The sequence below is a fragment of the Kitasatospora sp. NPDC059722 genome (genome assembly GCF_042733235.1).
Taxonomy (GTDB): domain Bacteria; phylum Actinomycetota; class Actinomycetes; order Streptomycetales; family Streptomycetaceae; genus Kitasatospora.
In genome coordinates, this window is record NZ_JBHWGD010000166.1 from 1 (window position 1) to 7,978 (window position 7,978).

Sequence of the window (7,978 nt, forward strand, 5' to 3'; positions counted from 1 at the left end):
CCGGCCCGGGCGTTTTTTGTTCGGTGGGGGGGTCGCGCCGCCCCCCTAGCCCCCCCACCCGCGCTCCGCGGCGCTCCCGAACTCCGGGGCGCTCCGGGCTCCGGGGCGCTCCGGGCTCCGGGGCGCTCCGGGCTCAGCGTGCCGCGTACACGTCCTGGACGTAGCGGCCGGCGTCGATCAGGGACTGCAGCCAGGCCTCCGCCTGCTCCTCGTCGGCGCCGCCCGGCGTGTGGCTCCGGTAGAGGGCGCGGAAGGCTTCCCGGACGCCGGGGGCCATGCGGGCGCCGTCGCCGCACACGTAGACCTCGGCGCCGGCCGCGAGGAGCTGCCACACCTCGTCGGCCTCCGCCGCGATGCGGTCCTGGACGAAGCGCCGGCCGTCCTCGGGGGCCTCGCTGAAGGCCGGGCGCAGGCTGACGGCGCCGGCCCGTTCGGCGGTTTCCAGTTCGGTGCGGTGGAGGTAGTCGGCGTCGGGCAGGTCGCAGCCGAAGTAGAGCAGCGCCGGGGCGAGTCCGGCCCCGGCGGCCACGTCGCGGTGGCGGTCGGCGACCGCGCCGCGGAACGGGGCGAGGCCCGTCCCGGCGGCGATCATGATGACCGGGGTGGCGCCGTGGCCGATCCGGAACGCCTCCCGGCAGGGCTGGACGCGGGCCAGGACGGTGTCCCCGACGGCGACGCGGGCGAGGTGGCCCGAGCCGGTGCCCCGGAAGGTGCCGCGGCCGGAGCGGGCCGGGGCGCTCAGCACGGAGACCATGAGGTCGACGTGGGCCGGGTCCTGGCCCGGGGACGAGGAGATCGAGTAGTGGCGCGGCCGGATCGGCGGGAGCAGCTCCAGCAGCACCGGCCAGGTGAGGGCCTCGCGCAGGGCCGGGTTGTCCTCGACGAGGTCGACGAGCGTGCGCGGGTCGTCGTCGGGCAGGGCGCGCAGCGCGGCGGCCTCGGGCGGGCACGGGTTGAGGCCGGCCAGCACCAGGCGCTGCTCGGCGGTCGGCCGGTCCTGCAACTCGACGTGGTGGGTGAGCAGTTCGCGCACGGTCAGCGGGCGGTCGACGGCGAGGCCGGTGCGCCGGTGGGCGACGATGGACAGCACGGTGTCGAGGTCCGCGCCGAGCACCTTGGCCGCGCGCTCGACCAGCGCCGGGTCGTTCTGCGGCAGCACGGTGAGGTGGTCGGCCGTGCGGTACTCGACGCCGTCCGGCAGGGCCAGCCGCACGAGGCGCTTGACCCGGGGGTAGGCGGGGTCGGTCAGCCCGGCGACCCCGGTGACGGTGAGCTCCGTCATCCCGTGCCGCGCGGCGAGGGCGTCCAGCGGGCCGCCGACGACCTCGGTCACGGTGAACGCGGCCTCCGGCAGCCCGGCGGCGGGGGCGTCCGCGTCGCCGTACTTCTCCAGCAGCAGGCCTCGCAGCGCCGTCGCGAAGGCCCGCACGCCGCCGGCGAGGTCGCCCGAGGCGTCGGCCTCGCCGGCGGGCAGCAGCCGGGTGCCGCCGAGGGCGGCGAGGCGCTCGTCGATGAGGGTGGGGATGCGCTGGTAGGTGGCGGCGTACGTCCGGTCGCCGATGCCGAGCACCGCGTACTCGACGCCGTCGGCGACCGCGCCCTCGGCCTCCTGGAGCCCGCGGACGAAGCGCGCCGCGTCGTCCGTCGGCTGCCCGTTGTACGAGGCGGCGGTGATCACCACGGGACGGCCGGCGGGCAGCCCGTCCGCGTAGGCGTCCAGCGGGGCGACCTCGGTCTCGCAGCCGAGCTCCCCCGCGGCCTCGGCCAGCTGCCGGGTGAAGTCGCGCGAGGCGCCGTAGTTGGAACCGTGCAGGAACAGCACCGTCGTGCCCTGGCGGACGCGGCCGGGCAGTTCGGCGGCGCGCACCGGGGCCTGCGCCGCCGCCGGGGGCCTAGGCGTGCGCGGGGCGAGGGCGAGCGTGAACCCGTCCGGCTTGATGGTGAGCATCTGCTTGATCGTCAGCCGGTAGTCGGCGTGGTCGATCAGCCGGTAGCGGTGCACCAGCATGCCGAGCAGCATCGTGGCCTCGTGCAGCGCGAACTGCCGTCCGATGCAGGCGCGTTCGCCGGTGCCGAAGGGCTTGAAGGCGTGCGGGGAGCGGGCCTCCTCCAGCTCGGGGTCGAAGCGGGAGGGGTCGAACAGCTCGGGGTTGTCGCCCCAGGCCGGGTCGCGGTGCAGCATCGGCGTCGCCACCGTGACCGTCTCCCCGGCGCGCAGCGGGATCCGGCCGCCGATGACGGTGTCCTCGCGGGCCTCGCGGCTGAACGCGGGGGCCGTCGGCCACAGCCGCAGGGCCTCGTTGAGCACCTGACGGGTGTAGCGCAGGCGCCCGACGTCCTCGTAGGACGGCTCGGGGTCGGCCTGGTCGCCCCACAGGGCGTCCACCTCGCGCTGGACCTCCCGCAGCACCGCCGGGTGCTTGGCGAGGTAGTACATCGCGAAGGACAGCGCGCCCGAGGTGGTCTCGTGGCCGGCGATCAGGAAGGTGATCACCTGGTTGCGGATGTTCTCGGCGTCCAGTCTGCTGCCGTCACCGGGGTGGACGGCGCCGAGCATCAGACCGAGCAGGTCCTCGGCGTCCTGTCCCCCGTCATCGGCGGCACCGGCGGCCTCCACGCGAGCGGCTATCACCTCGTCCACCACCCGGGCGAGGTACGCGGCGTCCTCCCGAAACGCCGCGTCGCGCTCGGTGTGGTCGAGCTCGGGGTCGCGCGACAGCGCGGCCATCGCCCACTCCAGGCACTGCACCATCGCCTCGACGAACGGGTGCGGCTCGTCGCGCTCGAAGGAGCCGAAGTCGAAGCCGAAGCCGGCCAGGCCGATGGTGTCCAGGGTCATCCTGGTCATGTCGCCGGGCACGTCCACCGGCTGCCCGGCGGCCGTCGCACCGTCCCACGCCTCGATCAGGCGGCGCGCGACCCGGAGCATCACGGGGTGGTAGGTGCGCATCGAGCCGAGCGCGAAGGCGGGCATCAGGATGTCGTGCGCGCGGGCCCAGTTGGGCTCGTCGTTGTAGGCGGTGAACAGGCCGTCGCCGGTGAACTCGCGGACGTTCACCAGGCCCGGGCCCACGGACTTCGTGAAGCGCTCCTCGTCGGCCAGCTCCTCGACCAGGTCCAGGCCGCTGACCATCAGCAGGTCCCGCCCGTGCACGCGCTGGACGTAGGCCGGGCCGTGCTCCCGGATCAGCTCCATCACGCGCAGGGTCGGCGCGGCGACCGGCGGCAGCGCCGAGATGTCGACGAGCGGGACGGCCCCCGCGGCGGCCGAGGGGAGGTGCGCCACCGCGGCCTTCGGGGTCTCCGAGGACCGGGCGGGCTCCGGGCGCTCGGCCCGGGGTGCGGGCAGGCTCTCGGGCAGGGTGTCGGTCATGCGTGATTCACCTTCCGTTTTCCGTGACACGGGTTTCGTGACGGGAGTCGGGCCGACGATCGGGGCGACGTCTTCCACTCTGCGCCCGGCACCCGCCGTACCGGGCGCCGCCGACTACATGATTGTGTAGTACCCGGTGGCACCCGACTCTTGCCCACGTGACGTCAGATCTGCTGAAGGAGGCACCTCGTGTACCCCAGCGACAGCGCGATCGTCTGGCGCAACCGCACGCTGCGCCTGCTCGACCACGTGCCGGTGCCGATCGCCGTGTGCGAGTACGCGGGCCGGATCCTCATCGTCAACCGCGCGATGGCCGCCGAGTTCGGCCTGCTCACCGGGCAGCTGCACCACCGCAAGATCCTGGAGTTCTTCACCCTCCAGGGCAGCGCCGCCGAGACCCTCCCGGCACTCGCCGAGGCCGTCCACAAGCACCGGCGCTCCCAGTACAGCGTCGAGGTGTCGTGGACGGCCGGCGACGGCTCGGAGCGGCACGGCGTCATGGACGTCGCCCTCGTGAGCGACACCCCCGACCAGACGCCGAACCTGCTGCTCTCGCTGCGCGTCCTCGCCGACCTGCCCGCCGAGCCGCCGCCCGAGGTGTCCGAGACCGCCGTGCCGCGCACCGAGGTGAGCCCGACGGAGGCCCGGATCCTGGCGGCCGCCGCGAGGGGCGCGACGACCGCCCAGATCGCCCGGGAAATCGGCCTCACGAGGGACGGCGTCAACTACCACCTGACCCGCCTCTCCCGCCGCTGGCACGTCCCCAACCGCACGGCGCTCGTCGCCCGCGCCTACGCGTACGGCGTCCTGGCGCCGGACGCGTGGCCGCCGGAGCCGGCCTGAACCCGCCGGCGCCCGCCTGAAGCCGCCCGAACCCGCCCGAACCCGCGCTCGGAAACGGCCGCTACGCCAGCGCCCGCCGCAGCACCGCGCCGAGCTCGGCGATCTGCCGCTGCGACACCTCCGCCGACAGCAGCGCCTGCGAGCCGTGGAACGTCCCGGCCCACTGGTGCAGCTCGACCGGCACGCCCGCCCGGAGGAGGCGCAGCGCGTACTCGATGCCCTCGTCGCGGTTCGGGCAGAACTCCGCCGTGGCGAGGTGGACGGGCGGCAGGCCGCTCAGGTCCTCGGCGCGGGCCGGGGCCGCGTACGCGGTGGCGGGTGCGCCGCCCAGGTAGTGCCGCCAGGCCGCGGAGATCTTCTCGCGGGTCATCCACGGCGTGTCCGTGAAGGTGCGGGCCGACCAGCTCTCCTGCCGGTCGTCGACGCCGGGCTGGTTGAGCAGCTGGAAGTGGATCGCCGGCCCCTTCCGGTCGCGCGCCAGCAGGGAGACGGCGGCCGCGAGGGTGGCGCCGGCGCTGTGGCCGCCGATCGCGATGCGCTCGGGGTCGATGCCGAGTTCGGCCGCGTTCCCGGCGGCCCAGAGGAGGACGGCGTAGACGTCGTCCAGCGCCGCGGGGTACGGGTGCTCGGGCGCCAGGCGGTAGCCCACCGAGATGACCACGGCGCCGGAGTCGGCGGCGATCCGGGCGGCCCACGGGTGCTCGGTGTCCAGGCCCCCCATGACGAACCCGCCGCCGTGCAGCCAGATGACGGCGCCGCGCGCCTCCCGGGGCCGGTACACGCGCACCGGGACGCCGGGGCCCGTCTTCGGGTCGGCGGGCACCGTGCGGTCCTCGATCACCATGCCAGGGACGTCGGCGGCGGGGACGCCGCCGGCCAGCGCGGCCAGGCTCTCCCGGGCGGATGCCGGGTCGTTCAGGTCGAGGTCGGGGAAGAAGGGGACGAATGCTTCGAGTTCGGGATCCATGCCGACCATCGTCCCGGCCGCCGCCCGCCCGGTCCGCCGCCAACCGTCGTGCGTTCCGCCGGGATCACGCACCGATCGGCGCCCCCGCGCTCACCCGTGTCCGCCTATCCTCGGGTCCATGGAGGCACTGGCGGTACGGATGTCGCAACTGGGCTCGGACGTCGAGGCCGCCGTGCGCGTCGTCATGTTCTACGACACCCTGATGCGCCGACGCGTGGACCTGCCCGCCCTCGCCCGCGCCTCCGCGAACCTCGCCGAGTGCCCGGCCGGGATCCGCCTCACCGGCACCGGCCGGACGATCCGCATGACCCCCGACGGCCGCGAGGCGCCCGGGCCGCCCGCCGTCACCACGTCCGCGCCGATCACCCTGGACGAGGAGGAGATCGGCACCGTCTGGCTCGAACGCCCCACCCCCGCGGGCCTCCTGGACGAGCTCCTCCTCGACCGCCTCGCCATCGCCGTCGCCACCGCCGTCGAACGCTACGGCCCCGCCCGCACCACCATGGCCGACCCCGCGCTCGTCGAACTCGTCATCGGCGCCGACACCGACGAGGCCGCCCGCGCCCGGGCGCTGCGCCTGCTCGGCTTCGCCGCCGACCTGCCGGTGCGCGCCGTCGCCGTGCGCACGCCGCACCCCCTCGACCGGATCGGCACCCTCCTGTGCCCCGACCGGCCGGTGAAGGCGGCCCAACTCGCCGACGCGGGGGTCGTCCTGGCCACCACCGTCGACGCGTCCCGCCTCCCGCCCGACGTCCGCGCGGGCATCGGCGCCGCCGGGATACCGGCCCGGTCCTGGCGCGAGGCCCGCACCGCGCTGCGCTTCACCACCGCGCGTCAACCCGTCGTCCACCACGCCGATCTGGGCGCCGTGGCCCTCCTCGCGCACCTGCCGGAGGACGCCGTCCGGGCCGATCCCGACGTGGCCGCGATCGCCCGCATCGCGGCGTGCGACCCGGACGCCCTGGACACGCTGGACGCCTACTGCACCACCGGCTCCCTGCGCCGCGCCGCCGCGGTCCTCCACCTGCACCACACCAGCGTGGCGCGCCGCCTGGACCAGCTCGGCAAGGCGCTCGGCCTCGAACTCACCGAACCCGCAGGCCTGTTGCGCGCCGGCCTCGCGCTCACCGCGTGGCGGCTGCTCAGCGGCTGACGGCGTGGCTGCGGCTCAGCGACTGACCGTGCGGCGGCTGCTCAGCGACTGACCGCACGGCGGCTGATCAGCGACTGACCGCGGCGCGCAGCCGGAACGTCCGCCGGTAGGCGTCCGGCGGCACGCCCACCGTGCGGTTGAAGTGGCGGCGCAGCGTGGTGCCGGTGCCCATGCCGGTGGCGGCGGCGATGGCGTCGACGCTGTCCTCGGTGGTCTCCAGCAACTCCTGGGCGTGGCGGATCCGTTGGGTCAGCAGCCACTGGAGCGGACTGGTGCCGGTGACGGACCGGAAGTGCCGTCCCAGGTGGCGCGAGCTCATGTTGGCCCGGCGGGCCAGGTCCTCGACGGTCAGCGGCTGGTCCAGCCGCTCGATCACCCACGGGAGGAGGTCGGCGAGCGGGTGGTTCCCGGGCGCGGGCACCGGGGTGGGCACGAACTGCGCCTGGCCGCCGTCCCGGTGGGGCGGCACGACGAGCAGACGGGCGAGGGCGTTGGCGACGGACGAGCCGTGGTCGAGCCGGACGAGGTGCAGGCACAGGTCCATCGCGGCGGCCTTGCCGGCGGAGGTGAGCACGCTCCCGTTGTCGACGTAGAGGACGTCCGGGTCGACCTGCACCTCGGGGTAGCGCGCGGCCAGGACGCGGGTGTGTGCCCAGTGCGTCGTCGCCCGCAGCCCGTCCAGCAGCCCGGCGGCGGCGAGGACGAACGCGCCCGTGCAGAGGGAGACCACGCGCGCGCCGTTGTCGTGGGCCGCGCGCACGGCGTCGACGAGCTCCCGGGGTGGCTCCTCGTCGACGTCCGCCCAGCCCGGGACGACCACGGTGTCCGCGTACGGGAGCCGGTCGAGCCCGTGGTCTGGCTGGACGCGGAACCGCCCGACCTGCACGGCCCCCGGCCCGCAGAGCTCCAGGCGGTACCAGGACTCGGCCCGCCCGGTCATGTCGGCCCCGAAGACTTCGCAGGCCAGCCCCAGTTCGAAGTGCAGCATGCCGTCCGTGACGGCCAGCGCGACGGTCACCATGTCCGGAAGTGTACGGGTCCTGTCGTTCCGGACACTGTCGGGGGGTGTCCGCCCCCGGCAGGATGAACGCGTCGGATCAAGGAACGAGCACGGGGGAACCCCAATGTCGAACACCACCGTCACCGTCTACGGCGCCTACGGACACACCGGCCGCTTCGTCGTCGCCCACCTGCGCGAGCGCGGCTTCGCCCCCGTCCTCTCCGGCCGCGACGCCGCCAAGCTGCACGCCCTGGCCGAGGGGACCGGTCTCGACGTCCGCCCGGCCTCCGTCGACGACCCGGCCGCCCTCGACGCCGCCCTGGCCGGCGCCGCCGCCGTCATCAACTGCGCCGGCCCGTTCGCCTCGACCACCGCCCCCGTCATCGAGGCCGCCCTGCGCGCCGGAATCCCGTACGTCGACGTGGCCGCCGAACTGGAGGCCAACCTCGACACGTTCGCCGACTTCGCCGACCGCGCCCGCACCGCCGGCGCCACCGTCCTGCCCGCGATGGCCTTCTACGGCGGCCTCGGCGACCTCCTCGCCACCGCGGCCATGGCCGACTGGACCGACGCCGACGAGGCCCACGTCGCCTACGCCCTCAGCAGCTGGCACCCCACCGCCGGCACCCGCCTCTCCAGCGC

6 protein-coding genes are annotated in these 7,978 nt (G+C 75.2%); 3 read left to right on the forward strand and 3 right to left on the reverse strand.

Annotated features, from left to right (window positions below):
- Positions 1 to 133 precede the first annotated feature (133 nt).
- Complete coding sequence (locus tag ACFV4F_RS41160; protein WP_380510748.1) at positions 134 to 3,373, reverse strand: cytochrome P450; 3,240 nt, start codon at positions 3,371 to 3,373, stop codon at positions 134 to 136.
- A gap of 189 nt (positions 3,374 to 3,562) precedes the next feature.
- Between ACFV4F_RS41160 and ACFV4F_RS41165 the strand changes: the two genes are divergently transcribed.
- Positions 3,563 to 4,216, forward strand: a complete 654-nt coding sequence (locus tag ACFV4F_RS41165) for a helix-turn-helix transcriptional regulator (protein WP_380490513.1) — start codon at positions 3,563 to 3,565, stop codon at positions 4,214 to 4,216.
- Between the two features lie 61 nt (positions 4,217 to 4,277).
- Here ACFV4F_RS41165 and ACFV4F_RS41170 read toward each other — a convergent pair whose 3' ends face one another.
- Positions 4,278 to 5,183 (reverse strand): alpha/beta hydrolase, encoded by a 906-nt coding sequence (locus ACFV4F_RS41170; protein ID WP_380435334.1) that lies wholly within the window; start codon positions 5,181 to 5,183, stop codon positions 4,278 to 4,280.
- Between the two features lie 118 nt (positions 5,184 to 5,301).
- Between ACFV4F_RS41170 and ACFV4F_RS41175 the strand changes: the two genes are divergently transcribed.
- Positions 5,302 to 6,336, forward strand: a complete 1,035-nt coding sequence (locus ACFV4F_RS41175; protein ID WP_380510751.1) for a PucR family transcriptional regulator — start codon at positions 5,302 to 5,304, stop codon at positions 6,334 to 6,336.
- A gap of 67 nt (positions 6,337 to 6,403) precedes the next feature.
- On the opposite strand, the gene ACFV4F_RS41180 is transcribed toward ACFV4F_RS41175, so the two are convergent.
- A complete protein-coding gene (locus ACFV4F_RS41180; RefSeq protein ID WP_380510754.1) occupies positions 6,404 to 7,357 on the reverse strand; it encodes a helix-turn-helix domain-containing protein in 954 nt (317 codons plus the stop codon).
- 103 nt (positions 7,358 to 7,460) lie between these two features.
- Here ACFV4F_RS41180 and ACFV4F_RS41185 point away from each other — a divergent pair.
- A partial coding sequence (locus ACFV4F_RS41185; RefSeq protein WP_380510757.1) for a saccharopine dehydrogenase NADP-binding domain-containing protein occupies positions 7,461 to 7,978 on the forward strand: 518 nt, incomplete at its 3' end.